We start from the raw sequence: 25,681 nt of genomic DNA on the forward strand, positions 1-25,681 counted from the left end.
TCCGGGGCGCGGCGGGGGTACCGCGTCGGGGGTGGGCGTCGGGTGGCCTTGGCGAACATTAGACTCGACGGGCCACACGAAGGCTGGAACTGCCGGCTCTACTGCAAGGAGGCACGGGTGCCGCTGCTGACCCGCATCGGGGGACCGCGTGATCTGGACCGGCTCACCCTGGAGGAGCTGGACGAGCTGGCGGAGGAGATCCGCACCTTCCTGGTGGACGCCGTCTCCAAGACCGGCGGCCACCTGGGCCCGAACCTCGGTGTCGTCGAGCTCACCCTGGCCCTGCACCGCGTCTTCCAGTCGCCGAAGGACAAGGTCCTCTTCGACACCGGCCACCAGTCCTACGTGCACAAGCTGCTCACCGGCCGCCAGGACTTCTCCAGGCTGAAGATGAAGGGCGGCCTGTCCGGCTACCCCTCGCAAGGAGAGTCCGAGCACGACGTCATCGAGAACAGCCACGCCTCCACCGTGCTGGGCTGGGCCGACGGCATCGCCAAGGCCAACCAGCTCAAGAAGCGCGACAGCCACGTCGTCGCGGTCATCGGCGACGGCGCCCTGACCGGCGGCATGGCCTGGGAGGCGCTCAACAACATCGCCGACGCCAAGGACCGCCCCCTCGTCATCGTCGTCAACGACAACGAGCGCTCCTACGCCCCCACCATCGGGGGACTGGCCAACCACCTGGCCACCCTGCGCACCACCGACGGCTACGAGCGCTTCCTGGCCCGTACCCGCGAGGTCCTCGAGCGGACCCCGGTCGTCGGCCGGCCCCTGTACGAGACGCTGCACGGCGCCAAGAAGGGGCTGAAGGACTTCATCACCCCGCAGGGCATGTTCGAGGACCTGGGCCTGAAGTACGTCGGCCCGATCGACGGCCACGACATCGAGGCCCTGGAGTCCGCGCTGACCCGCGCCAAGCGGTTCAACGGCCCCGTCATCGTGCACTGCCTCACCGAGAAGGGCCGCGGCTACCAGCCCGCCCTGGCGGACGAGGCCGACCGCTTCCACGGCATCGGCCCCATCCACCCCGACACCGGCCTGCCGGTCAAGGCCGCCGGCGCCGACTGGACCTCCGTCTTCGGCGACGAGATGGTCCGGCTCGGCACCGAGCGCGACGACATCGTCGCCATCACGGCCGCCATGCTCCAGCCCGTCGGCCTGAAGAAGTTCGCGGACGCCTTCCCCGACCGCATCTACGACGTCGGCATCGCCGAGCAGCACGGCGCCGTCTCCGCGGCCGGCCTCGCGCACGCGGGCGCCCACCCGGTCTTCGCCGTCTACGCCACCTTCCTCAACCGCGCCTTCGACCAGGTGCTGATGGACGTCGCGCTGCACAAGTGCGGCGTGACCTTCGTCCTGGACCGGGCCGGCATCACCGGCACCGACGGCGCCTCCCACAACGGCATGTGGGACATGTCCATCCTCCAGGTCGTCCCCGGGCTGCGGCTCGCCGCCCCGCGCGACGCCGACCAGGTCCGCGCCCAGCTCCGCGAGGCCGTCGCCGTCGAGGACGCGCCCACCGTGGTCCGCTTCTCCAAGGGCGCCGTCGGCCCCGCCGTGCCCGCCGTGGGCCGCGTCGGCGGCATGGACGTGCTGCGCGAGCCCGGCACCGACCGGCCCGACGTGCTGCTGGTCTCCGTCGGCGCGCTCGCCCCGATGTGCCTGGAGATCGCCGGGCTCCTCGACAAGCAGGGCATCTCCACCACCGTCGTCGACCCCCGCTGGGTCAAGCCGGTCGACGAGGCCATGGCCCCGCTCGCCGAGCGCCACCGGGTCGTCGTCACCGTCGAGGACAACTCCCGCGTCGGTGGCGTCGGCTCCACGATCGCCCAGGCACTGCGCGACGCGGGCGTCGACGTGCCGCTGCGCGACTTCGGCATCCCGCCGCGCTTCCTCGACCACGCCTCGCGCGCCGAGGTCATGGCCGAGATCGGGCTGACGGCGCCGGACATCGCCCGCCAGGTCACCGGGCTCGTCTCCAAGCTCGACGGCCGCTTCGAACGGCCCACCGCCGAGGCCGAGCCGGTGGAGGAACCGGCACGGGACTGACCCGCGCACCAGGGCAGACCCCACGCGAACGACCCACGCACGAGGAGCGAGCCGGTCTCCCCGCCTTTACGGTGGGGAGACCGGCTCCTTCGCGTGAATCCGGCCACACCGGGGCATACGCATGTACGCCCCGCCCCGATCAGTGCATGCCGGGCGGACCGGGGACGACGAGTGTGGGAGGTATGCCAGTGAGCAACACCCTCTTCCGGACGAAGAACATCGAGCAGTCCATCAAGGACACCGAGGAACCCGAGCACGCACTCAGAAAATCCCTCTCCGCCCTCGATCTGACCGTCTTCGGCGTCGGGGTCATCATCGGCACCGGCATCTTCGTCCTGACCGGCACGGCGGCGAAGAACACCGCGGGCCCCGCGGTCTCCCTCTCCTTCGTCGTGGCCGGAATCGTCTGCGCGCTCGCCGCGCTCTGTTACGCCGAGTTCGCCTCCACGGTCCCGGTCGCGGGTTCCGCGTACACCTTCTCCTACGCCTCCCTCGGCGAGTTCCCCGCCTGGATCATCGGCTGGGACCTCGTCCTGGAGCTCGCCCTTGGCACGGCGGTGGTGGCCGTCGGCTGGTCGGGTTACATCCACTCACTGCTGGACAACGCCGGCTGGCACCTGCCGGAGGCGCTCAGCGGGCGGGACGGGGCCTCCGGATTCGGCTTCGACATCCTCGCCGCGCTGCTCGTGCTCGTCCTCACCGCCATCCTCGTGCTCGGCATGAAGCTCTCGGCGCGCGTCACCACGGTCGTCGTCGCCATCAAGGTCGCCGTCGTCCTCGTCGTCATCATCGCGGGCGCCTTCTTCATCCACGGCGGCAACTACGACCCGTTCGTGCCGCCGGAGCAGCCGGTGGAGGCGGGCGGCAACCTCAAGGCGCCACTCATCCAGCTCATCTTCGGCTGGGCGCCCTCGAACTTCGGCGTCATGGGCATCTTCACCGCCGCGTCCGTCGTCTTCTTCGCCTTCATCGGCTTCGACGTCGTCGCCACCGCCGCCGAGGAGACCCGGGTGCCCCAGCGTGACGTGCCGCGCGGCATCCTCGGCTCCCTGATCATCTGCACCACGCTGTACGTCGCCGTGTCGATCGTCGTCACCGGCATGCAGAAGTACACCAAGCTCTCCATCGACGCCCCGCTCGCCGACGCCTTCAAGGCCACCGGGCACCCCTGGTTCGCGGGCCTGATCAGCTTCGGCGCCGCCGTCGGCCTGACCACCGTGTGCATGATCCTGCTGCTCGGCCAGGCCCGGGTGTTCTTCGCGATGAGCCGCGACGGCCTGCTGCCGCGTTTCTTCTCGCACACCCACCCGCGTTTCAAGACGCCCTACCGGCCGACCATCCTGCTCGGCGTGATCATCGCGATCGTCGCGGGCTTCACCAGCCTGAGCGAACTGGCCGAGCTGGTGAACATCGGCACCCTGTTCGCGTTCATCGTCGTCGCGATCAGCGTCGTCATCCTGCGCCGCACCCGCCCGGACCTGGAGCGCTCCTTCCGCACCCCGCTGGTCCCGATCGTCCCCATCCTCTCGGTGCTGGCCTCCCTCTGGCTGATGCTCAACCTCCCCGCGGAAACCTGGCTCCGCTTCGCCATCTGGATGGTCATCGGCTTCGCGGTCTACTTCCTCTACGGCCGCAGCCACAGCCGCTTGGCACAGGCGAAGCGGGAGGGTTAGGGGCGCCCGGGGGCAGGGGCGCGGGGAACCGCGCGAAAGGACGGGAAGGGCAGGGGCGGCGGGGGCGGAGAACTACCCGGCGCCCCCACCCCGCACCGCCCGCGGCCCCACCACCTCCGCCCCGAGCACCCCCACCCGCCGCCGCAACTCCCGGTCCGCCGTGACGACCAGACACGGCCGCCCGGGAGCCACCCCCGCCACCACCTCCACGATCGCGTCGTCCCCACTGCCCGCCGCCGCCTCCACCCGCACCCCCGGCACGGACGCGACCCCCCGCGCCGCCCCCTCCACCACCAACACGACCTCCACCGGTCCCGCCCACCCCGCGACCCCCGCCTCCGCACACCCCACCAGCCGGTCCCGCAACCGCTCAGCCGCTCCCCGCCGATCCCGCCACCACCCGTCCGGCACGGACCCGACGACATTCGCGGCATCGATGACAACAAGGGGCACACTCAACTCGGCCATGGGAGAAGCGTCGCACGCGCCCCCCACCACCACCGGCCCCTCCCACCGGCCCCCACCCCCGCACGTCATAAAGTGAGTCCGTGAACGGCGACTGGCTCCTCCGCGGCCGCGACGGCCGGCTCAGCGTCTACCAACTCTCCGACGACTCCGTCCTCTGCCGGGCGGAAACCGTCCCCTCCGGCACCTGGGACGCCCCTCGCCGGGTCGGCGGCGACCAGAAACTGCACCGCGTCCTCGCCGTGGGGCAGGGCGACGACCGCTACGCCCACCTCGTCTCCTGGCGCCCCACCGTCCGCGGCGAGTCCGGCCTCGTGCACTCCACGCACTTCCGGCCCGCGCTGGCCGCCCTGGACTGGACGCCGATCGGCCACCCCAACAAGAACGGCAAGGTCACCGGAGTGCCCGCCGTGGCCGTCGACGCGCAGGGCCGTGCGCACGTCTTCGTCCGCAACAAGGGCGGCGGGCTGAGCATGGTCGCCCAGAAGGAGAAGGGTGGCTGGGACCCGTGGCGCGACCTCAAGGGCCGCGAGCTGCACGACGACCTGGTGGCGGTGACCACGCGGGCGGGGCTCGTGGAGGCGTACGGCACCGTGCCGGGCGGGATCGTGTGCTGGCGGCAGCCGAAGGCGGGGGCGCGGCCGGTGCCGGACGACTCGCTGCGGATTCCGGTGCGGCCGGGGACGCTGCGGGCGCTCGCGACCTCCGACGAGCACGTCACCGTGTTCTTCGGGGACGAGCACGGGAATCTGTGCGCGTGGCGTTCCGGGGGGAAGCCGAGGGTGTTGTTGCCGGCGGTGGGGCCGGGGCCGGTGGCGGCGGTGGGATGTGAACTCGACGGTCACCCCTGCACATTGCTGGCGCAGCGGGCGGCGGGGAGCGGGCGGGTGGCCTTCGCGGCGTATCCGGCGGAGGAGGAGTCGGCGGGGGCGTGGTGGACGGAGTCGGGGGACGCGGTGGGGGCGGACGCGGAGGTCGCGCTCGCGGAGGACGAGGCGGGACGGGTCGTCGCGGCGACGTTGTCGCCGGCGACGGGGGAGTTGCGGGTGACGCGTCGCAAGGCGGAGGCGGGGCTTGCGTTGGAGGCATGGCGGACGTTCTAGACAGCCCCGCGCCCCTTGGCGCCCGCCGGTGTGACCTTTGACGCTCGTGGCGAGGGGGCTGGGCAGGTGGGTTACCGGTAAGTAGCATAGAGTCTGAGCGCACGCTCAGCGTGCCGCGGCAGTGCCATCACGCACCCTGGAGGAGAGCCATCGTGCCTCGTACCGTCAGGGACGTCGTCTTCGTCGACGGCGTCCGCACCCCGTTCGGCAAGGCGGGCCCGAAGGGCATCTACCACGAGACCCGCGCCGACGACCTCGTCGTGAAGGCGATCCGGGAGCTGCTGCGCCGCAACCCCGGCCTGGACCCGCAGAAGGTCGACGAGGTCGCCGTCGCCGCCACCACGCAGATCGGCGACCAGGGCCTCACCATCGGCCGTACCGCCGGCATCCTGGCCGGGCTGCCCACCTCGGTGCCCGGTTACTCCATCGACCGCATGTGCGCCGGCGCGCTGACCGCCGTCACCACGGTGGCCGGCTCGGTCGCGTTCGGCGCGTACGACGTCGCCATCGCCGGCGGCGTCGAGCACATGGGCCGCCACCCGATGGGCGAGGGCGTCGACCCCAACCCGCGGTTCGTGAGCGAGAAGCTGGTCGACGAGTCCGCCCTGTTCATGGGCATGACCGCGGAGAACCTGCACGACCGCTACCCGAGCATCACCAAGCAGCGCGCCGACGAGTACGCCGTGCGCTCCCAGGAGAAGGCCGCCAAGGCGTACGCCAACGGCAAGATCCAGGCCGACCTGGTGCCGATCTCCGTACGCCGCACCAGCCCTGAAGGCGGCGAGACCGGCTGGGGCCTGGTCACCGCCGACGAGCCGATGCGCCCGGGCACCACGCTGGAGAACCTGGCGAACCTCAAGACCCCGTTCCGCGTGCACGGCCGGGTCACCGCCGGCAACGCGGCAGGTCTGAACGACGGCGCCACCGCCTCCGTCATCGCGAGCGAGGAGTTCGCCCGCGGACACGACCTCCCCGTCAAGATGCGTCTCGTCTCCTACGCCTTCGCGGGCGTCGAGCCCGAGGTCATGGGCTACGGCCCCATCCCGGCCACCGAGAAGGCGCTCGCCAAGGCGGGCCTGTCCATCTCCGACATCGGCCTGTTCGAGATCAACGAGGCCTTCGCCGTCCAGGTCCTCGCCTTCCTGGAGCACTACGGCATCGCCGACGACGACGCCCGCGTCAACCAGTACGGCGGCGCCATCGCCTTCGGCCACCCGCTGGCCTCCTCCGGCGTCCGGCTGATGACCCAGCTGGCCCGCCAGTTCGAGGACCAGCCGCACGTCCGCTACGGCCTGACCACCATGTGTGTCGGCTTCGGCATGGGCGCGACGGTCGTCTGGGAGAACCCGCACTTCGAGAACGCCGGAGGCGACAAGTGAGCACCACCGCCGACCTGTTGAAGCGCGCCGCCGAGCTCTTCCCGGACGAGGTCGTCACGCAGGCGCACGTACGCCACTTCGACCTGCCCCTCGGCGCCGGCCGTTTCGCGCTCATCACGCTCGACAACGGGCACGACCACACCAAGCCGACCACCCTCGGCCCCCAGTCGCTCGCGCACTTCGACGCGGCGATCGACCAGGTCGAGAAGGAGGCCGCGGACGGCGAGATCGTCGGCGTCGGCGTCACGGGCAAGCCGTTCATCTTCGCCGTCGGCGCCGACCTCAAGGGCGTCGAACTGCTCGGCAGCCACGAGGACGCGCTCGCCATCGGCAAGGGCGGCCACGACGTCTTCAAGCGGCTCTCCCAGCTCGCCGTGCCGACCTTCGCGTACTACAACGGCGCGGCGATGGGCGGCGGCGTGGAGATCGGCCTGCACTGCTCGTACCGCACGGTCTCCGCGGCCCTCCCCGCGTTCTCCCTCCCCGAGGTCTTCCTCGGCCTGGTCCCCGGCTGGGGCGGCTGCACCCTGCTGCCGAACCTGATCGGCGCCGACAAGGCCGTTTCCGTCATCATCGAGAACAGCCTCAACCAGAACAAGCAGCTCAAGGGTGCCCAGGTCTACGAACTCGGCATCGCGGACGCGCTGTTCGAGGGCGCCGACTTCCTGGAGCAGTCGCTGATCTGGACGGCGGCCGTCCTCAAGGGCGAGATCGCCGTCGACCGCCCGGTGATCGACCGCGGCGAGGGCTGGGACCAGGCCGTCGCCAAGGGCCGGTTCATCGCCGACTCCAAGGTGCACGGTGCCGCCCCGGCCGCCTACCGCGCCCTCGACATCATCGCCGCCGCCAAGAACGGCGACCTCCAGCAGGGCTACGACGCCGAGGACCAGGCGCTCGCCGACCTCATCATGAGCGGCGAACTGCGTTCCGGCATCTACGCGTTCAACCTCGTCCAGAAGCGCGGCAAGCGCCCCGCGGGCGCCCCGGACAAGAACCTGGCCCGCCCGGTCACCAAGGTGGGCGTGGTCGGCGCCGGCCTGATGGCCAGCCAGCTCGCGCTGCTGTTCCTGCGCCGCCTGGAGGTGCCGGTCGTACTGACCGACATCGACCAGGAGCGCGTCGACAAGGGCGTCGGCTACGTCCACGCCGAGATCGACAAGCTGCTCGGCAAGGGCCGCATCAACCAGGACAAGGCCAACCGGCTCAAGGCCCTGGTCACCGGCGTCCTCGACAAGGCCGAGGGCTTCGCGGACGCGGACTTCGTCATCGAGGCGGTGTTCGAGGAGATCGGCGTCAAGCAGCAGGTGTTCGCCGAGGTCGAGGCGGTCGCCCCGGCGCACGCGATCCTGGCGACCAACACCTCCTCCCTCTCGGTGACGGAGATGGCGTCGAAGCTGAAGAACCCCGAGCGGGTCGTCGGCTTCCACTTCTTCAACCCCGTCGCCGTCCTGCCGCTCCTGGAGATCGTCCGCGGCGAGCAGACGGACGACGCCTCGCTGGCGACGGCGTTCGCGGTGGCCAAGAAGCTGAAGAAGACGGCCGTCCTGGTCAAGGACGCCCCGGCGTTCGTCGTCAACCGGATCCTGACCCGCTTCATGGGCGAGATCCAGAACGTCATCGACGAGGGCACGCCGGTGCCGGTGGCGGAGAAGGCGGTGGAGCCGCTCGGCCTGCCGATGTCCCCGCTGGTCCTGCTGGAGCTGGTCGGCCCGGCGATCGGTCTGCACGTCTCGGAAACCCTGAACCGGGCCTTCCCCGAGCGCTTCACGGTCTCCCCGAACCTGAAGGCGGTCGTCGAGGCGGGCAAGCGCGGCTTCTACGTCTACGACAGCGGCAAGCCGGAGCTGGACCCGGAGGTCGCCGCGCTGCTCAAGCAGGGTGACGTCGTGCTGACGGAGGAGCAGGTGCGGGCGCGGGTCCTGGACGCGGTGGCCCAGGAGATCGGGCTGATGCTGAAGGAGGGTGTCGTGGCCGAGGCGCAGGACATCGACCTCTGCCTGATCACGGGCGCGGGCTGGCCCTTCCACCTGGGCGGCATCACCCCGTACCTGGACCGCGAGGGCGTCTCCGCCCGGGTCAACGGCGCGCGCTTCCTCGCCCCGGGCCTGGCCAGCGTCCCGGCGTAACCCCGGCCAAGGATTGCGCAGTTCCCCGCGCCCCTGACAGGGGCGCGGGGAACTGCGCAATCCTTTCGGGGGTCCGGGGGCTTGCCCCCGGGTTGGGACGGGAAGGGGCGGCGGGGGCGAAAACCGCCCACGCGCACCCCCACCCTCCCGGTCAAAGATCTTGGCGTGATCTCGTCGGTCGGATGCGGGCCGGCAAGGGACCCGCTCAACCCGCGGAGCGCAGCGCCTCCACCAGCACCGGCCCCACCAACCCCACCTGCCACGCCCGCGCCCCATACCCCGCGAGCGCCCCCGCAACGGACTCCCCGTCCACCACCCGCGGCGGCTCCCAGCACACCCGCCGCACCGTATCCGGAGTGATCAGATTCTCCGGCGGCAGATTCAGCTCCTCGGCCCGCGCCGAGACAGCCGCCCGCGCCGCACTCAGCCGCGCGGCCGCCGCCGGATCCTTGTCCGCCCACGCCCGCGGCGGCGGCGGCCCCGTCACCGCCTGCCCCGGCTGCGGCAACTCCGCCTCCGGCAACGCCCGTGCCCGGTCCACCGCGCTCTGCCACTGCTCCAGCTGCCGCCGCCCCATCCGGTGCCCGAACCCGTTCAGCCCGGCCAGCGCGTGCACGTTCGGCGGCAGGGCGAGCGCCGCCTCGACGATCGCCGCGTCCCCGAGCACCTTGCCCGGCGACACGTCCCGCCGCTGCGCGATCCGGTCCCGCGTCTGCCACAGCTCCCGCACCACCGCCATCTGCCGGCGCCGGCGCACCTTGTGCATCCCGGACGTCCGCCGCCAGGGGTCCTTGCGCGGCTCGGCGGGCGGCGCGGAGGCGATCGCGTCGAACTCCTCCAACGCCCACTCCAGCTTGCCCTGGCGGTCCAGCTCCTTCTCCAGCGCGTCGCGCAGGTCGACCAGCAGCTCGACGTCGAGCGCGGCGTACCGCAGCCAGGGCTCGGGCAGCGGGCGGGTCGACCAGTCGACGGCGGAGTGGCCCTTCTCCAGGACGAAGCCGAGGACGTTCTCCACCATGGCGCCGAGCCCGACCCGGGGGAAACCGGCCAGCCGTCCGGCCAGCTCCGTGTCGAACAGACGGGTGGGGCGCATGCCTATGTCGCGGAGACAGGGCAGGTCCTGGGTGGCGGCGTGCAGAACCCATTCGGCGTCGGCGATCGCCGCGCCGAACGCGGAGAGGTCGGGGCAGGCCACGGGGTCGATCAGGGCGCTCCCGGCGCCCTCGCGGCGCAGCTGGACCAGATAGGCCCGCTGGCCGTAGCGGTAGCCGGAGGCGCGCTCGGCGTCGACGGCCACGGGACCGCTGCCGGCGGCGAAGGCGGCGACCACCTCGGCGAGCGCGGCCTCGTCGGCGATCACCGGCGGAATGCCCTCGCGGGGCTCGAGCAAGGGGACCGGTGCCTGAGCCGCAGCGGCTCCGTCGGTGTCCGGAGGGGCGCCCTCCGCGGTGCGCAGGGGGCTGTCTGCTGCGGTCTCTTGGGCGTCGGTCACCTGTCAAGGGTATCCGTGGATGCACCGCACCCGCCGACGGAACGTTCCGTCGGCGGGTGCGGGAGGGGCGTAAACCGGTCAGGTACGGGACGGGACCGGTCCTCCGGGTGACTTTCCGGTCGGGGGTCCGGGTGGCCGTGCCGTCGGTCGGCCGGTCAGTGGATGATCCCGGTGCGCAGGGCCACCGCCACCATGCCGGCCCGGTCGCCCGTGCCGAGCTTGCGGGCGATGCGGGCCAGATGGCTCTTGACGGTGAGCGCGGACAGGCCCATGGAGACGCCGATCGCCTTGTTCGACTGGCCCTCCGCGACCAGCCGCAGCACCTCCACCTCACGCCCGGACAGCTCGCGGTAGCCGCCCGGGTGGCTCGGGGCGCCCGGGGGCCGGCGGTGCATACGGGTGGCGCCGAGGGGGGAGACGCCGGGCCGGGCGGGGAGCCCGAGGTTGGTGCGCGTGCCGGTGACGACGTAGCCCTTGACGCCCCCGGCCAGGGCGTTGCGGACGGCGCCGATGTCGTCGGCGGCGGACAGGGCGAGGCCGTTGGGCCAGCCGGCGGCGCGGGTCTCCGACAGCAGTGTCAGGCCGGAGCCGTCGGGGAGGTGGACGTCGGCGACGCAGATGTCGCGCGGGTTGCCGATTCTGGGACGGGCCTCCGCCACGGACGACGCCTCGATGACGTCACGCACTCCGAGCGCCCACAGATGGCGGGTGACGGTGGAACGGACCCGGGGGTCGGCCACGACCACCATGGCGGTCGGCTTGTTGGGGCGGTAGGCGACCAGGCTTGCGGGCTGCTCGAGGAGAACGGACACCAGGCCTCCTGGGAGGTGGGGGGTGGGGACGGGGCCGGCTTCGGGGTTTAAGCCGGGACGAACCGTGCTTTCAGGGTCACAGTCGTCTTCGGCAGTGACGGGGGGTTCCTTTAGAGAATGATCACGATGTGGTGAGTAACAATCCGTGCAATTCGGACGCGCGATCGATCACCCGAAGATCGAATCGGGTCGCTGGCGAGTCGATAGCTGTCGGAAAGTGGTCGTATCGACAAAACGTGAGGTGTCATATCGACAAATTGAGGTGCCGGGTGGGGTGACGTGACGTGCCGACGGTGCGCGGGCGCACACGAAAGAAGAGCCGCACGAAAGCGTGCGGCTCTTTTCGGGGGCGGAGCGGTGGGCGTCAGCGGGGCTGGGGGCCCCGGCGCTGCGGGAGGGTCACCACGGAGGCGTCGGACGGCCCGGCCGGCGGCAGGCCGGCGACCTGGCAGAGCAGATCGCCCCAGGCGGCGAGGTGCGCGGCGGTGTCCGGGACCCCGCCGAGGCCCTCGCGGGGCGTCCAGGAGGCACGAATCTCGATCTGCGAGGCGGCGGGACGCTGTCCCAGGCCGCCGAAGTAGTGCGAGCTCGCCCGGGTGACCGTGCCGCTGGGCTCGCCGTACGACAGGCCGCGGCCCTGGAGCGCGCCGGTCAGCCAGGTCCAGCAGACGTCCGGGAGCAGCGGGTCGGCGGCCATCTCCGGTTCCAGTTCCGCGCGGACGAGGGTCACCAGGCGGAAGGTGCCCTGCCAGGCGTCGTGGCCCGCGGGGTCGTGGAGGAGGACGAGGCGGCCGTCGGCCAGGTCGTCGTCGCCCTCGACGACGGCGGCCTCCAGGGCGTGGGCGTGGGGGGCGAGCCGGCGGGGGGCCGGGGTCGCGGAGAGCTCGATCTCCGGTCGCAGCCGGGCGGTGCGCAGGGCCTCGACGGCCGCGCGGAAGGGGGGCGGGGCCGTCTGCATCGCTTTACGGTTCTCCTCCGTCGCGTCGTCCCTTCCGCCAGCGTCGTCCGACAGTCGTCCCTGAGCCGCAGCCATGCGGGGAAGATTAAGGGGAAGTGCGGGCTCGTGCCGGGAGGGACACCCGGGCGGCGGTGTCCTACGGCGCTTTTGCGCCCCCGCCGCCCTCGCCCTTCCCGTCCACCAGGGGCTCCGCCCCTTCGATCCCGGACGTGCGCGTGGGCGGGTGGGGGCGCGGCCCCCGGCGTTCCGCGGGAGCCGCGCATGGGAGACTGGGGCGTGTGAGTGCCATGGACGAACGCCCCGTGACGGGCGGCCAGCCGTCAGTGACCGACCCCGCCGTCAAGGAGTCCGCCTTCCTGAAGGCGTGCCGGCGGGAGCCCGTGCCGCACACCCCCGTGTGGTTCATGCGGCAGGCCGGCCGGTCCCTGCCGGAGTACCGCAAGGTGCGCGAGGGCATCCCGATGCTGGAGTCCTGCACGCGGCCCGAGCTGGTCGCGGAGATCACCCTCCAGCCGGTCCGCAGGCACCACGTCGACGCGGCGATCTACTTCAGCGACATCGTCGTCCCGCTGAAGGCGATCGGCATCGACCTCGACATCAAGCCCGGCGTCGGCCCCGTCGTCGCCCAGCCGATCCGCACCCGCGCGGACCTCGCCCAGCTGCGCGACCTCACTCCCGAGGACGTCTCCTACGTCACCGAGGCCGTCGGCATCCTCGTCCGCGAGCTCGGCCCGACCCCGCTCATCGGCTTCGCCGGCGCGCCCTTCACCCTCGCCAGCTACCTCGTCGAGGGCGGCCCGTCCCGCAACCACGAGCACACCAAGGCGCTCATGTACGGCGACCCGCAGCTCTGGGCCGACCTCCTCGACCGCCTCGCGGTGATCACCTCCGCCTTCCTGAAGGTGCAGATCGAGGCCGGCGCCTGTGCCGTCCAGCTGTTCGACTCCTGGGCCGGCGCCCTCGCCCCCGCCGACTACCGCCGCTCCGTGCTGCCCGCCTCCGCCAAGGTGCTCGAGGCCGTCGCCGGGTACGGCGTCCCGCGCATCCACTTCGGCGTCGGCACCGGTGAGCTGCTCGGCCTGATGGGCGAGGCCGGCGCGGACGTCGTCGGCGTCGACTGGCGGGTCCCGCTCGACGAGGCCGCCCGCCGCGTCGGCCCCGGCAAGGCGCTCCAGGGCAACCTGGACCCCGCGGCCCTGTTCGCCACGCCGCAGGCCGTGGAGGCCAGGACCCAGGAGGTGCTGGACGCGGCCGCCGGCCTGGAGGGCCACGTCTTCAACCTCGGCCACGGTGTGCCCCCGACCACCGACCCGGACGCGCTCACCCGCGTCGTGGACTACGTGCACACCCACACCGCACGCTGACCCCGCGCCCACACCCCAGGGACGGAACGGCTCACCACGTGTGCCGCGCCTGTCTGCCGAACAGCAGCCGGCGCGGCTCCGGCGGTGGCGGGGTGCCCGGCCGCAGCGGCCAGGCCAGCGCCATGCCGACGAGGAAGCCGACCACGTGGGCCGCGTACGCCACCGTGCCCGCGTCGGAGACGCCGCCGCCCGACGAGTACACCGCCTGCAGCACGAACCAGAAGCCCAGCACCAGCCACGCGGGCAGCCGCAGCGGCAGGAAGATCAGGAACGGCACCAGGACCCACACCCTGGCCTTCGGATACAGCACCAGATAGGCGCCGAGCACCCCCGCGATCGCCCCCGACGCCCCGATCAGCGGATCGCCCGAGCTCTCGTTGACCAGCGCGTAGCCGTACGCCGCCGCATAACCGCACACCAGGTAGAACAGCGTGAACCTGACGTGCCCGAGGCGGTCCTCGATGTTGTTGCCGAAGATGTACAGGAACAGCATGTTGCCCAGCAGGTGCAGCCAGCTGCCGTGCAGGAACATCGCCGTGAACACCGACAGCGGCGGCGACTTGTCGTAGTCCGGCGGCGCCGCCAGACACGCCGTGCCGTGCGGCCCCCCGGCCACCTCGCCCGTCGGCACGAGATGCGGCATCTGGTGGTGGATCAGCTCTCTGGGCACCGCCGCGTAGTGGTCCAGGAACGCCTGCAGATGGCACAGCTGCGCCACGTCGCTCTGCCCGACCACCGAGCCCGACAGGCCGGGGGTGAACAGGAACACCAGGAAGTTGACCGCGATGAGCGCATACGTCACATAGGGCGTGCGGCGCGCCGGGTTGACGTCATGGACGGGGATCACCACAGGTAAGTTCTGCCCGGGATGGGCCCGGCGAACCGGTGAACGCGGCCGTCCGCCCGTGCGTATGACTCCTCGACCGTCCAGGGACGACGTGAGGAACGAACGATGAACGACCGAGCCATCCCGGCGATGCACGCCCTGCCCGACGGCGAGGCGGAGATCGCGCTCGTGCTGCGTCTGCCGTGGGAGGACGTCGCCCGGCTCGGCCAGGAGGCGGGGCGGCTCGCCGCGCAGACGCAGCGGCCGGTGACGCTGGACGAGGCGGTCAGCCATCGGTTGCGGTCGGTGCGGGGGGCGGCGCATGCGCGCACCACGTCGGCGGCGGCGCCGGCCGCGTCTTCCGCTTCCGCGGCGCCCGTCTCCTCCGCGTCCGTGTCCTCGCTGCCGCCGAGGCCGCCGGCGGAGCCGGTGCGGACGGGCGGCGAGCGGGTGAACGGGAGCGGGGAGTCCGCGTAGGGCGCCTTGGAGCTCGGGGGCGCGCGGGGAACCGCGCGCTCTCAGGCGCCCTGCTCCCGGACCGCCGTCGTCGCCCTGCGGGCTGCTACCAGGACCGGGTCCCAGACCGGGGAGAACGGTGGGGCGTAGCCCAGATCCAGCGCCGTCATCTGTTCGACCGTCATGCCCGCGGTGAGGGCGACCGCGGCGACGTCCACCCGCTTCGCGGCCCCCTCGCGGCCGACGATCTGCGTGCCGAGGAGCCGGCCCGTGCGGCGCTCGGCGAGCATCTTCACCGTCATGGGGGCCGCGCCCGGGTAGTAGCCCGCGCGGCTGGACGACTCGATGGTGACCGCCACGTACCGCAGCCCCGCCCGCCGCGCGTCCTTCTCCCGCAGCCCGGTGCGGGCGATCTCCAGCGCGCAGACCTTGCTCACGGCCGTGCCGACGACCCCCGGGAACGTGGCGTAGCCGCCGCCCGCGTTGGTGCCGATGACCTGGCCCTGCTTGTTGGCGTGGGTGCCCAGCGCGATGTGCCGCTCGCTGCCCGAGACCAGGTCGAGGACCTCGACGCAGTCGCCGCCCGCCCAGATGTTCTCGTATCCGCGCACCCGCATCGCGAGGTCGGTGAGCAGCCCGCCGTGCGCACCCAGCGGCAGCCCGGCCGCCCGCGCCAGCGCCGTCTCGGGGCGCACGCCGATGCCCAGCACCACGACGTCCGCCGGGTACTCCGTGCCCCCGGCCACCACGGCCCGCGCCCGGCCGTCGTCACCGGTGAGCACCTCGGTGACCTCGGCGTCGTTCACCATGGTGATGCCCATGCCCGCCATGGCGTCGTGCACCATGCGGCCCATGTCGGGGTCGAGCGTGGCCATCGGTTCCGCGCCCCGGTTGAGGACGGTCACCTCGTAGCCGCGGTTGAGGAGCGCCTCCGCCATCTCCACGCCGATGTACCCGGCGCCGACCACCACCGCGCGCCGGCCCTTCGTCGCGGCGAGCGTGTCGAGGAGGGCCTGGCCGTCGTCCAGGGTCTGCACGCCGTGCACCCCGGGGGCGTCGATGCCGGGCAGTTCGGGGCGGACGGGGCGGGCGCCCGTGGCGATCACCAGCTTGTCGTACGACGTCCAGGACTCGGCCCCGGAGTCCGCGTCCCGTGCGCGGACCCTGCCGCCCGTGACGTCGATCTCCGTGACCTCGGTACGCATCCGCAGGTCGATGTCGCGGGCCCGGTGCTCCTCGGGGGTCCGGGCGATCAGGTCGTCCCGGTCGGTGACGTCGCCGCCGACCCAGTACGGGATGCCGCACGCCGAGAACGAGGTGAAGTGGCCGCGCTCGAACGCCACGATCTCCAGGCGGTCCGGGTCCCGCAGGCGGCGCGCCTGCGACGCGGCGGACATGCCCGCCGCGTCGCCGCCGATCACGACCAGTCGTTCCCTGCCGCCGCCGTCCGGGCGCGTGCCACTCATGCTCATGCGAACACGCTACGGGGGCGGGGGAGTCGGCCGTGCGGCGGGCCGGACGGCCGGTCCCCCTCCGCGGGATGCGCGGGCGTCAGTCGCCGTCGCCGGGGACGGGCGGCGCCGTCGGCAGGGTGCCCGGGGCGGTGGCGGGGGCCGCCGCCGGGGCGGGGCGGCGGGGGAGGCGCGGGCGGACGAGCCGCGTCCAGACCAGCGCCCCCAGGGCGATCACCGCGGCGAACGGCAGCAGCGCGCCGACGGCGAGCGCGATCCAGCGCAGCAGGGTCAGGAAGACGTCCCAGCCGCCGGCGAGCGCGTCCAGGAACCCGGGGTCGTCGTCCGCGGCCGCCTTCTGGGCCGCCGCCGGGGCCTCGGTGAGGGAGAGCGTGATGGTGGCGAGGCCGACCCGGTCCTTCAGGGAGGCCTGCTGGGCGAGGAGCGCCTCCAGATCGGCCTCGCGGCTGCTGAGTTCGCTCTCCAGGGTGACGACGTCGCTCAGCTCGTCCGCCCGGTCCATCAGCTCGCGGATCCGGGCGACGCTGGCGCGCTGCGACTTCACCCGGCTGTCCACGTCGACGACCTGGTCGGTGACGTCCTCCGCCTTGGCGGTGCGGTGGAGCAGGACGCCCGTGCCCTGGAGGTCGCCGAGGACCTCGTCGTACTTCTCGGTCGGCACGCGGAGCACGACGCGGGTGTGCTCGTGACCGTCGCCGTCCCGGCGTGTGGTCTCGTCGCCGACGTAGCCGCCCGCGTCCTCGGCGGCCGTACGGGCGGTGCCGAGCGCCTTGGACACGTCCTTGACCCGGACGGTGAGGGAGGCGGTGCGGACGATGCTGCCGGCGGTGAGCTTCGGTGCCTTGGGGGCGGCGGTGCCGGCGCCCGCCGCGTCGCCCTTGGCGGCGCCGCTGCCGGCCGCGCCCTGCCGCTGCGCCTCCGCGCCGGACGCGGCGGCCTTGTCGCCGGCCGCGCCCGCGCCGGAGTCGCCGGAGCCGGCGCTGCACCCGGCCAGCGCGAGCGCGGCAGCCAGCAGCGCCACCGCCGGCAGCCGGCGAGGGCGCCGGGCACGCTGGTGTGCGGAACGTGAACGTGAGCTGGTACGCATCTGGGAGCCCCCCGGGGGTGTCGACGTGCCGGTTGCTACTTCGACGTACGTCCCCCCGCGAACGTTGGCCGCCCGGCGTACCGAACCCATCACGGTCCGGCCTCGACCCGGACACCGGGGCGGATGACGGTGGCATCGGCCCCCGGGCCCCGCCCGGGGACGGGGCCCGGGCCGGGCTCCGCCGATGGACCCTGGCCGGGCGCCGGGCGGGGCCGGGCCAGATGGCGGGTCGGCCGGTGAACGGGTACTGCCCGGCGGTCAGCGGGCCGGGGGCGCCGGTGGCGGTCGGGGGCCGCCCCCGGGGCCGCCGGTACTGGGGTGGCCGGGCCCCCGGCGCGGGGCCCAAGGGCCGGACGGGCGCGCTCCGTGGGGCCGAGCGGCCCCGGTGCCGCGGGCCGGCCGGCCCCTTCCCCGCGCGGAACGGCCCCGCGGCGAAGGGGGCGGACCGGGTTGTCGGTGGGGTCTGAGAGGGTGGAGGCATGAGCGCAGAGGAGGCCCGTGCGCAGGCCGGGCATGTCGTCGTCATAGGGGGCGGGATCGCCGGACTGGCCGCCGCGCACCGGCTGCTGGACCGCGGCGCGCGGGTGACGGTCCTGGAGGCCGCGGGCCGTGTCGGCGGCAAGCTGCTGCCCGGCCAGATCGCCGGCGTCCGGGTCGACCTCGGCGCCGAGTCGATACTGGCCCGCCGCCCCGAGGCGGTCACCCTCGCCCGCGAGGTCGGCCTCGGCGGCCGCCTGACACCGCCCGCCACCGCCTCCGCGTCGATCTGGACCCGCGACGCCCTGCGCCCCATGCCCAAGGGCCACGTCATGGGCGTCCCCGGCACGGCCGCCGCGCTGTCCGGGCTCCTCTCCCCGGAGGGCCTCGCCCGCATCGAACGGGACGCCGACCTGCCGCCCACGGAGATCGGCGACGACGTGGCCGTCGGGGAGTACGTGGCGGCCCGCCTCGGCCGCGAGGTCGTCGACCGCCTGGTGGAACCGCTCCTCGGCGGGGTCTACGCGGGCGACGCCTACCGGCTGTCGATGCGCTCCGCCGTCCCCCAGCTCTTCGACGCCGCCCGCACCCACACCTCCCTGACGGCGGCCGTCCGCGAGATCCAGGACCGTACGACCGCCGCCCCGAAGCAGGGCGGCCCGGTGTTCACCGGCATCGAGGGCGGGGTCGGCCGGCTGCCGCTCGCCGTCGCCGAGTCGGTACGGGCCCGCGGCGGCGAGATCGCCACCCACACTCCCGCCACCGCGCTGCGCCGCACCGCCGACGGCTGGCGGGTCACCGCGGGGGAGCGGGAACTGGCCGCCGACGCCGTGGTGGTGGCCCTGCCCGCCGGACCCGCCGCCACGCTGCTGCGCGCCGAGGCGCCCGCCGCCGCGGCCGAGCTGTCCGGCGTCGAGTACGCCTCCATGGCGCTGATCACCCTCGCCTACCGCCGCCGGGACACCGCACTGCCCGAGGGCAGCGGCTTCCTGGTGCCCCCGGTCGACGGCCGCGCCATCAAGGCCGCCACCTTCGCCTCCCGCAAGTGGGGCTGGATCGCCGAGGAGGACCCCGAACTGCTGGTGCTGCGCACCTCGGTGGGGCGCTACGGCGAGACGGAGATCCTCGGCCGGGACGACACCGGCCTCGTCGAGCTCTCCCGGCGCGACCTGCGCGCGGCGACCGGCCTCGCGGCCGAGCCCGTCGCCACCCGGGTCACCCGCTGGGACGACGGCCTGCCGCAGTACCCGGTCGGCCACCACGCGCGCGTGGCCCGCGTCCGCGCGCGCCTCGCCGCCCTGCCCGGCCTCGCGGTCTGCGGAGCGGCGTACGACGGCGTCGGCATCCCGGCGTGCGTCGCGAGCGCCCACGCCGCCGTGGAGCGGCTCGGCGCCCATCTCGCAGGAGTGCGGGAACTCACCGCGCACCCGGTGCCGAGTGCCCGGGCAGGAGCAGGAGAATAGGCCCATGAGTGACGACGCACCCACCACCGAGCACGCCCGGATCCCGAACAAGGGCAAGCTGGCCAAGGACCTCAACGAGGTCATCCGCTACACCCTGTGGTCCGTCTTCAAGCTGAAGGACGTGCTCCCCGAGGACCGCGCCGGGTACGCCGACGAGGTCCAGGAACTGTTCGACCAGCTCGCCGCGAAGGACGTGACCATCCGCGGCACGTACGACGTCTCCGGCCTGCGCGCCGACGCCGACGTCCTGATCTGGTGGCACGCCGAGACCGCCGACCAGCTCCAGGAGGCGTACAACCTCTTCCGCCGCACGAAGCTGGGCCGCGCGCTGGAGCCGGTGTGGTCGAACATGGCGCTGCACCGCCCCGCCGAGTTCAACCGCGCGCACATCCCGGCGTTCCTCGCCGACGAGACCCCGCGCGACTACGTCGCCGTCTACCCGTTCGTGCGCTCCTACGAGTGGTACCTGCTGGCCGACGAGGAGCGCCGCCGGCTGCTCGCCGAGCACGGCAGGATGGCCCGCGACTACCCGGACGTGCGCGCCAACACCGTGGCGTCCTTCGCCCTCGGCGACTACGAGTGGGTCCTCGCCTTCGAGGCCGACGAACTGCACCGCATCGTCGACCTCATGCGCCACCTGCGCGGCTCGGAGACCCGCCGCCACGTGCGCGAGGAGGTCCCGTTCTACACGGGGCGTCGCAAGGATGTCGCGGAGCTGGTGGCGGGGCTGGCCTGACGGCGGGCATCAGGGGGCGGCGTGTTCCGGGCCCCGCGACTTCCGCGGGGCCGGGGGCTACCGGTGGGTGAACGCCGCCCTCAGTTCCGGTTCGCCGAGCGCCCGGGTGCCGCGGACGGCGACCAGTGCCAGTTCCTGGTCCGTCCCCTCGGCGGCGACGGCCGCGGCGAGCAGCTGCTGACCGGCCGGTGAGGCCCACCGGGCGTACGGATGGGCCTCCACCCGGGCGATCGCCAGACAGCTGACGCTCAGCAGCAGCGGCAGCGCGAACCAGAGCGCGACCAGCCAGTCGGCCGCGCCGCCGTCCTCCGGCATCAGCAGCGCGACGACGCCCAGCGCCACCACGGCCGCGGCGGCGGCCCGCACCTGGCGCACCGCACCCGCCACCGTCGTCCGCGCCCCGCCCCCGTCCGGCACCGCGAGCCCCGCGGCGGTCAGCCGGGCGGCGAGTCCGCGCACGGCCTCCGTGGCGGCCGCCGCCCTGCGCACCGGCGTGATCCTGGACTGGCCCTGTGGCCCTATGGCCGCCAGCACCGACCGCTCCAGCTCGTTCTCGGGCTCCGGGTCCACGACCGTGACCCAGCCGGTGTGCGCCAGCAGCAGCCGGCGCCCACGCGCCATGGAGACCAGCGTCAGATCGACGACCCTCGTGGGGCCGCCGGACAGGAACGCGGCCTCGTAGAGGGTGAGTTGCCGCGTCTCGTCCCCTTCCCGGCCGGCGGTGCCGGTGCTCCCGGCGGTCTCGGCAGAGGTGACGACGGCGGTGGCCGCGCGGACCGCGGCGAGGCAGAGCCGTGCGCAGGCCGTGCCGGCGGCGCACCAGGCCAGAAGCAGCAGGAGGACCGAGACCATGGCGTTGATCCAAGACCAACCGGCCGGTCACCGCCATGGGGTTCTCACGATGCGGACGACATGGGTGGTGCGGGTGTGCGGGATGGGGCGTTCTTGTGCGGGGGGCCTCGGGCGGAGGCGAAGGAACGTCAGTGGGGGAGGAGGAGGCGGGTCGCGCGGGTGAGGCGGGTCGGTGGGGTGGGGCCCGCGCGCTCCAGCCACCAGCGACGCAACCGGCGGCGCGCCCGCGCGCTCACCACTGCGCCCCCGTCCAGCACGTGCCCCGCGAAGTCCAGCGCGTCCCGCCGGTATCCCCCGCCCATCGGCCGCACCTGCGCATACGCCAGGAATGCCGCCCGATAGCCCTCCCCCAGGATCTCCGGCAGCTCCGGTGCCACCTTGGCCACCACCCCCGCCCGCTTCGCCGCCAACGCCCGCGCCTGTACCCCGACCCGCACCGCGTCGAACCCCTCCGGCACCACCGCCCCCGCGACGAGCGCGGCCAGCAGCGCGGTCTCCGCATGCCCGACCCGCTCCCGGGCGGCGTCGGACGCGGCATCGGACGCGGCGTCGGACGCGGGGGCGGACACGGCGACGGGACCGGTGACGGTACCGGCGGCCTTGGTCTTCGCAGCTGCCGTCCCCGCTGCCGCGCCCCTCTCCACCGCCTCCCCGATCGCCCGCAGTTCCCCCTCCAGCTCCGCCCCCGACGGAAAGTCCTCGTCCCGCTCCAGCAACACCCCCGGCGGCCGCACCCGCCCCGCGAGGTCGGCTAGGATGTCGAGGACCCGCGCGGGCACCGGGTGCGCATGGCTGTCGTGCCAGACACCGTCCCGCTCGTAGCCGCCCGCCACATGCACGTACGCGATCGCCTCGACCGGCAGCTCGTCGAGCGCCCGTGCCGGATCCTCGCCCCGGTTGACGTGATTGGTGTGCAGATTGGCCACGTCGATCAGCAGCCGCACCCCCGTGCGGTCGACGAGGTCGTACAGGAACTGGCCCTCCGTCATCTCCTCGCCGGGCCAGGCGAGCAGCGCGGCGATGTTCTCCACCGCGAGCGGCACCGGCAGCGCGGCCTGCGCGATGCGTACGTTCGCGCACAGCACGTCCAGCGCGTCCCGGGTACGCGGCACCGGCAGCAGATGGCCCGCCTCCAGCAGCGGGGAACCGGTGCCGGGGCCGCCCGCGCGGACGAACGCGATGTGCTCGGTGACCAGCGGCGAGCCCAGCGCCTCGGCGCGCTCGGCGAGGGCGGTCAGCCGGGCCTCGTCGGGGCGGTCGGCGCCGCCGAGGCCGAGGGAGACGCCGTGCGGTACGACGGTCACCCCGCGCTCGCGCAGCCGCAGCAGCGAGTCGGGCAGATGGCCGGGGCAGAGGTTCTCCGCCACGGCCTCGACCCAGTCGATGCCCGGCATCCGCTCCACGGCCTCCGCGATCTCCGGCCGCCAGCCGATCCCCGTCCCCAGCCGCTCCATCCCCGGCCCCCTCCTCCCGTAGGTGACGGTGTCATCGCCCCGGAGGACCCGGCCGAACCGCCCACGGGGACCCTTCAGAGCAACATTTGAGGTTGCCCGGCCGCGCTTGCGATGCGCCCTCAGCCCCGCCGCAGCGCCGGGTGCTCCGCGACCACCGTGGCCGAGCCGGGCGCGATCTCCGTGAAGCCCGCGTCCCGCACCAACGGCAGCCCGGACGCGGTGAGTTCCGCCCACCGGGACGCCGGCGCCGTACGCACCGCCAGTGGGAAACCGGCCGCCCGCCAGTCGGCGCGCTGCGCGTCGGACAGCTCCCACCAGGCCAGTTGCGCGCCGTGCCCCGCCTGGGCCATGGCCTTGCCCGCCGACATCTCCAGCTCCGGGTTGAGCCACAGCACCGGCAGGCCGGCCCCGGCGGCGGGCGGCGGCTCCGGGTCGTCGAGGTCGGTGCCGGAGACCTGCAACCGGGCCAGGTCCTTGGGCCAGCCGTCCAGCGGTACGGGAGGGAAGACCCGCACCTCGGCGGAGCCGCCGGTGACCGTGAGGCCGTCGAGCGCCTCGGCCCGCCGCCACTCCGCGCCGCGCGCCCGCCGCACCACCTTGCGGATGCGGGCGTCCTGCCAGTCCCGCATCGCCCGCGCCCAGGGCCCGTCGCCGAGCGACCGCTCGTCGCTCAGCATCACCAGCACCGCCCGGGCGGCCGTCTCCAGCGCGTCCGTACGGGCCGGCGGTGCGGCCCGCTCGATGCGGACGACCAGCGGCAGGACAAACTGCCGTGCGGTGTCGCGGGCGGTCGGCTCGGTGCGGAAGGGGCTGTCCTGCTCGCGCGCGGACGGCGGCGGCACCTCGGCGCCGGCGGGGGCGGGGGCGCTTTCCGGCGCGGCGCTGCTTCCCGGGGAGGCTGCGGTGTCGGGGGTCGGGTCGGTCGTCACGGTCCCCAGTCTGCCAGGGGCGCGATCACGGCCGTCCGGTCAGCCCGAGCAGGCGGTCCGCTGGGCCTCCTGCCACTCGCAGACGGGGCACAGGGTTGTCCCCTTCCGCGACTCCGGGTACTCCGTCGGCTCCCGGCACAGCACGCACTCGGCGTACGGCGGCCGGTCGGCCTTCGGCACCGACCCCGCCGTGGCCCCGGCGGGCGCGCAGTAGCCGTCCGTGTCCGCCGCGGACTCCACCGGCTGCCGCGGCTCCCGTGTCTGCCGCGCTTCCCCTGTCTTCTCCACCATGACACCAGCGTAGAGCCGCCCACCGACAGTCGCGGTCCGGTGCGGGTCCGGCTCAGTGCCGCCCCGTCGAGGCGCCGATGAGCTCCGAGACCCGGACGAACCGGTAGCCGCGCTCGCGCAGCTTTGGGACGACCTTCCGCACCGCCTGCTCGGTCGCCGGGGCCGCGCTGCGGGTGCAGTGCAGGACGACCACGGAACCGGGGCGGACGCCGTCGAGCACCTGCCGCGCCACGGCGTCGGCGTCCGTCGCGAAGGCGTCCCCGCCGACCACGTCCCACTGCACCGCCGTGACCCCGAGCGCGTTGACCGCGTGCAGCGACCGCCGGTCGTGGCAGCCGCCCGGGAAGCGGAAGTACGGCATCGGACGGTCCACTCCCGCCGTGCGGATCGCGGTGAACGCGCGTTCGACCTCGGTGCGCATGCGGTCCGTGTCGCCGTCCAGCGTCGGCAGCCCGTAGCAGTCGGCGGTGAAGGAGTAGTGGCTGTAGGAGTGGTTGGCGATCTCGAAGAGCGGGTCCCGGCCGATGGCCTTGGCCTCGCCCGGGTACTCCTCGGCCCATCGGCCCGTCATGAACACGGTCGCCGGGACCTTCAGCGCGCGCAGGGTGTCGATCAGCCCAGGGTTGTCGAAGTGCTCCCCGGCGGCGGCGCGCGGTCCCTCGTCGGCGGTCATGTCGGCGTCGAAGGTGAGGGCGACCGTCTTGTGCGCGGCGTCGCGCGGCCCGTGCGAGAAGACGGGGGCGAGACCGCCCGGCCCTGGGGCCAGGGTGGGCGGCTTCGGGGAGGCGGTCGGCGAGGAGTGGGCGGACGGGGCGGCGGTGGAGGGGCGGGGCCCGGGGTGCGCGCCGGTGGCGGTGCCGCAGCCGGCCAGGGCGGCGACGGGGAGGAGGCAGAGGGCGGGGACGAGGGCGAGGTGACGAAGGCGTCGAGAGATCACCGCATGAAGATAAGCGGATAAATGTGACGAATCGGGCAGTGAAGGCGGCGTCGGCCGCAGTGGAGGGGGGACGTCACCCGACGGCGGTAGTCCCCAGCCTCTCGGTAGCCTCTCGGTCCCCCCTTCAGCCCCCTACGGCTCCTCGGGGCCTACTCCGCCACGAGACCCTTCGCGTCGCGTGCCAGGGCCGTGAGGCGGGAGATCGCGCGGAAGTACTTCTTGCGGTAGCCGCCGTTCAGCATCTCCTCGCTGAACAGCCGGTCGAACGGCAGCCCCGAGGCAAGTACCGGCACCTCGCGGTCGTACAGCCGGTCGGCGAGGACGACGAGCCGCAGCGCCGTCGACTGGTCCGGCACCGGACGCACGTCGGTGAGGCAGACCGCCCGCAGTCCGTCGGTCAGCGCGCCGTAGCGGCTGGGATGGACCCGGGCGAGGTGGTCCAGGAGGGCGGGGAAGGCGTCGAGCGAGGCGCCCGGGGTCGCCTGCGCGGCCTTCGTGACCTGCGCGTCGGTGAACGGGGCCGGCGCCTCGGGCAGTCCCCGGTGGCGGTAGTCCTCGCCGTCGATCCGCAGGGCGCGGAAGTGGGCGGACAGGCCCTGGATCTCGCGCAGGAAGTCGGCGGCGGCGAACCGGCCCTCGCCGAGCTTGCCCGGCAGGGTGTTCGAGGTGGCGGCGAGCGCGACCCCGGCGTCGACCAGCCGGCCCAGCAGGGTGGAGACGAGGACGGTGTCCCCCGGGTCGTCCAGTTCGAATTCGTCGATGCAGAGCAGCCGGTGCCCGGAAAGCGTCTTCACGGTCTGCTGGAAACCGAGGGCGCCGACCAGGTTCGTCAGCTCCACGAAGGTGCCGAACGCCTTGCGGGCGGGCTCGGCGGGGGTGGCGTGCCAGAGGGAGGCCAGCAGGTGGGTCTTGCCGACGCCGTACCCGCCGTCGAGGTAGACGCCGCGGGGGCCGACCGGGGCCTTGGCCTTCCGGGAGCCCTTCCCGAAGCCGAGGAACGAGCGCTTCCCGGCGCTCTGCGGGCCGCCGCCGTCGAGTCCGGCGGCGAAGCCCTCCAGGACGCGGACGGCCTCGGTCTGGCTGGGCTGGTTCGGGTCCGGGAGGTACGTGGCGAAGCGGACCGAGTCGAAGCGCGGCGGCGGCACCATTTCGGCGACCAGCCGGTCGGCCGGGACGTGGGGTTCGCGGGCGCACAGCGAGAGCGGGGCCGTGTCGGCCATCGGTTCTATGCCGGCGGCGGGGGTGGAGGAGGGCACGGTTCCCCATGGTAGGCGCCGTGC

The 25,681-nt window shown here is 73.7% G+C and carries 22 protein-coding genes; 9 read left to right on the forward strand and 13 right to left on the reverse strand.

The window, feature by feature from the left end:
• Positions 1-117 precede the first annotated feature (117 nt).
• Together dxs and OIE12_RS25840 are read left to right on the forward strand one after the other, a co-directional pair.
• Positions 118-2,049: a 1-deoxy-D-xylulose-5-phosphate synthase gene (gene dxs / locus OIE12_RS25835; RefSeq protein ID WP_329139226.1), complete on the forward strand. Its 1,932-nt coding sequence runs from the start codon at positions 118-120 to the stop codon at positions 2,047-2,049.
• A 188-nt stretch (positions 2,050-2,237) separates the two neighbouring features.
• The gene (locus tag OIE12_RS25840; protein WP_329139228.1) at positions 2,238-3,722 is read left to right on the forward strand and encodes an amino acid permease; all 1,485 of its coding nucleotides are present in this window, start codon (positions 2,238-2,240) and stop codon (positions 3,720-3,722) included.
• 72 nt (positions 3,723-3,794) lie between these two features.
• Here OIE12_RS25840 and OIE12_RS25845 read toward each other — a convergent pair whose 3' ends face one another.
• Positions 3,795-4,190, reverse strand: a complete 396-nt coding sequence (locus OIE12_RS25845; RefSeq protein WP_329139230.1) for an NTP pyrophosphohydrolase — start codon at positions 4,188-4,190, stop codon at positions 3,795-3,797.
• An 80-nt stretch (positions 4,191-4,270) separates the two neighbouring features.
• Here OIE12_RS25845 and OIE12_RS25850 point away from each other — a divergent pair, with 80 nt between their 5' ends.
• From OIE12_RS25850 to OIE12_RS25860, 3 genes are all read left to right on the forward strand, one after another.
• The gene (locus tag OIE12_RS25850; protein WP_329139233.1) at positions 4,271-5,290 is read left to right on the forward strand and encodes a hypothetical protein; all 1,020 of its coding nucleotides are present in this window, start codon (positions 4,271-4,273) and stop codon (positions 5,288-5,290) included.
• A gap of 152 nt (positions 5,291-5,442) precedes the next feature.
• On the forward strand, positions 5,443-6,669 hold the full coding sequence (locus OIE12_RS25855) for a thiolase family protein (RefSeq protein ID WP_329139235.1): 1,227 nt from the start codon (positions 5,443-5,445) through the stop codon (positions 6,667-6,669).
• Positions 6,666-8,795, forward strand: coding sequence for a 3-hydroxyacyl-CoA dehydrogenase NAD-binding domain-containing protein (locus OIE12_RS25860; protein ID WP_329139237.1), 2,130 nt, complete (start codon positions 6,666-6,668; stop codon positions 8,793-8,795). The genes OIE12_RS25855 and OIE12_RS25860 overlap by 4 nt, the downstream gene beginning before the upstream one ends.
• Before the next feature lie 205 nt (positions 8,796-9,000).
• Here OIE12_RS25860 and OIE12_RS25865 read toward each other — a convergent pair whose 3' ends face one another.
• The 3 genes from OIE12_RS25865 to OIE12_RS25875 all read right to left on the reverse strand — a co-directional run bounded on the left by OIE12_RS25865 (position 9,001) and on the right by OIE12_RS25875 (position 12,132).
• A complete protein-coding gene (locus OIE12_RS25865; RefSeq protein ID WP_329139239.1) occupies positions 9,001-10,287 on the reverse strand; it encodes a ribonuclease D in 1,287 nt (428 codons plus the stop codon).
• A gap of 155 nt (positions 10,288-10,442) precedes the next feature.
• Complete coding sequence (locus tag OIE12_RS25870; RefSeq protein WP_030381366.1) at positions 10,443-11,099, reverse strand: response regulator transcription factor; 657 nt, start codon at positions 11,097-11,099, stop codon at positions 10,443-10,445.
• A 364-nt stretch (positions 11,100-11,463) separates the two neighbouring features.
• Positions 11,464-12,132: a DUF3000 domain-containing protein gene (locus tag OIE12_RS25875; protein WP_329139241.1), complete on the reverse strand. Its 669-nt coding sequence runs from the start codon at positions 12,130-12,132 to the stop codon at positions 11,464-11,466.
• A 212-nt stretch (positions 12,133-12,344) separates the two neighbouring features.
• Between OIE12_RS25875 and hemE the strand changes: the two genes are divergently transcribed.
• Complete coding sequence (gene hemE / locus OIE12_RS25880) at positions 12,345-13,421, forward strand: uroporphyrinogen decarboxylase (protein ID WP_329142215.1); 1,077 nt, start codon at positions 12,345-12,347, stop codon at positions 13,419-13,421.
• Positions 13,422-13,452: 31 nt separating this feature from the next.
• Here hemE and OIE12_RS25885 read toward each other — a convergent pair whose 3' ends face one another.
• The gene (locus OIE12_RS25885) at positions 13,453-14,271 is read right to left on the reverse strand and encodes a rhomboid family intramembrane serine protease (RefSeq protein ID WP_329139243.1); all 819 of its coding nucleotides are present in this window, start codon (positions 14,269-14,271) and stop codon (positions 13,453-13,455) included.
• A 102-nt stretch (positions 14,272-14,373) separates the two neighbouring features.
• On the opposite strand from OIE12_RS25885, the gene OIE12_RS25890 reads away from it, so the two are divergent.
• The gene (locus OIE12_RS25890) at positions 14,374-14,724 is read left to right on the forward strand and encodes a hypothetical protein (protein WP_329139245.1); all 351 of its coding nucleotides are present in this window, start codon (positions 14,374-14,376) and stop codon (positions 14,722-14,724) included.
• Positions 14,725-14,765: 41 nt separating this feature from the next.
• On the opposite strand, the gene OIE12_RS25895 is transcribed toward OIE12_RS25890, so the two are convergent.
• Positions 14,766-16,175, reverse strand: a complete 1,410-nt coding sequence (locus OIE12_RS25895; RefSeq protein ID WP_329139247.1) for an FAD-dependent oxidoreductase — start codon at positions 16,173-16,175, stop codon at positions 14,766-14,768.
• A 79-nt stretch (positions 16,176-16,254) separates the two neighbouring features.
• Complete coding sequence (locus OIE12_RS25900; protein WP_329139249.1) at positions 16,255-17,262, reverse strand: DUF4349 domain-containing protein; 1,008 nt, start codon at positions 17,260-17,262, stop codon at positions 16,255-16,257.
• A gap of 479 nt (positions 17,263-17,741) precedes the next feature.
• Here OIE12_RS25900 and hemG point away from each other — a divergent pair, with 479 nt between their 5' ends.
• Positions 17,742-19,202 (forward strand): protoporphyrinogen oxidase, encoded by a 1,461-nt coding sequence (gene hemG, locus OIE12_RS25905; protein WP_329139251.1) that lies wholly within the window; start codon positions 17,742-17,744, stop codon positions 19,200-19,202.
• 4 nt (positions 19,203-19,206) lie between these two features.
• Positions 19,207-19,938 carry a hydrogen peroxide-dependent heme synthase gene (gene hemQ / locus OIE12_RS25910; RefSeq protein ID WP_329139253.1) on the forward strand — a complete coding sequence of 244 codons (732 nt, stop codon included), beginning with the start codon at positions 19,207-19,209 and terminating at the stop codon, positions 19,936-19,938.
• A 57-nt stretch (positions 19,939-19,995) separates the two neighbouring features.
• Here hemQ and OIE12_RS25915 read toward each other — a convergent pair whose 3' ends face one another.
• The 6 genes from OIE12_RS25915 to zapE all read right to left on the reverse strand — a co-directional run bounded on the left by OIE12_RS25915 (position 19,996) and on the right by zapE (position 25,621).
• Positions 19,996-20,790 carry a TIGR04222 domain-containing membrane protein gene (locus tag OIE12_RS25915; RefSeq protein WP_329139255.1) on the reverse strand — a complete coding sequence of 265 codons (795 nt, stop codon included), beginning with the start codon at positions 20,788-20,790 and terminating at the stop codon, positions 19,996-19,998.
• A gap of 128 nt (positions 20,791-20,918) precedes the next feature.
• Entirely contained in the window at positions 20,919-22,244 is a 1,326-nt protein-coding gene (locus OIE12_RS25920; protein WP_329139257.1) for a DUF692 domain-containing protein, read from the reverse strand.
• Between the two features lie 119 nt (positions 22,245-22,363).
• On the reverse strand, positions 22,364-23,086 hold the full coding sequence (locus OIE12_RS25925) for an aminoacyl-tRNA hydrolase (protein WP_329142218.1): 723 nt from the start codon (positions 23,084-23,086) through the stop codon (positions 22,364-22,366).
• A 126-nt stretch (positions 23,087-23,212) separates the two neighbouring features.
• Entirely contained in the window at positions 23,213-23,464 is a 252-nt protein-coding gene (locus OIE12_RS25930) for a hypothetical protein (protein ID WP_329142389.1), read from the reverse strand.
• A 52-nt stretch (positions 23,465-23,516) separates the two neighbouring features.
• Positions 23,517-24,398 carry a polysaccharide deacetylase family protein gene (locus tag OIE12_RS25935; RefSeq protein ID WP_443054074.1) on the reverse strand — a complete coding sequence of 294 codons (882 nt, stop codon included), beginning with the start codon at positions 24,396-24,398 and terminating at the stop codon, positions 23,517-23,519.
• Between the two features lie 152 nt (positions 24,399-24,550).
• On the reverse strand, positions 24,551-25,621 hold the full coding sequence (zapE, locus tag OIE12_RS25940; protein WP_329142219.1) for a cell division protein ZapE: 1,071 nt from the start codon (positions 25,619-25,621) through the stop codon (positions 24,551-24,553).
• Between the last annotated feature and the right edge of the window lie 60 nt (positions 25,622-25,681).

The sequence above is a fragment of the Streptomyces sp. NBC_00670 genome (assembly GCF_036226765.1).
Classification (GTDB): domain Bacteria; phylum Actinomycetota; class Actinomycetes; order Streptomycetales; family Streptomycetaceae; genus Streptomyces.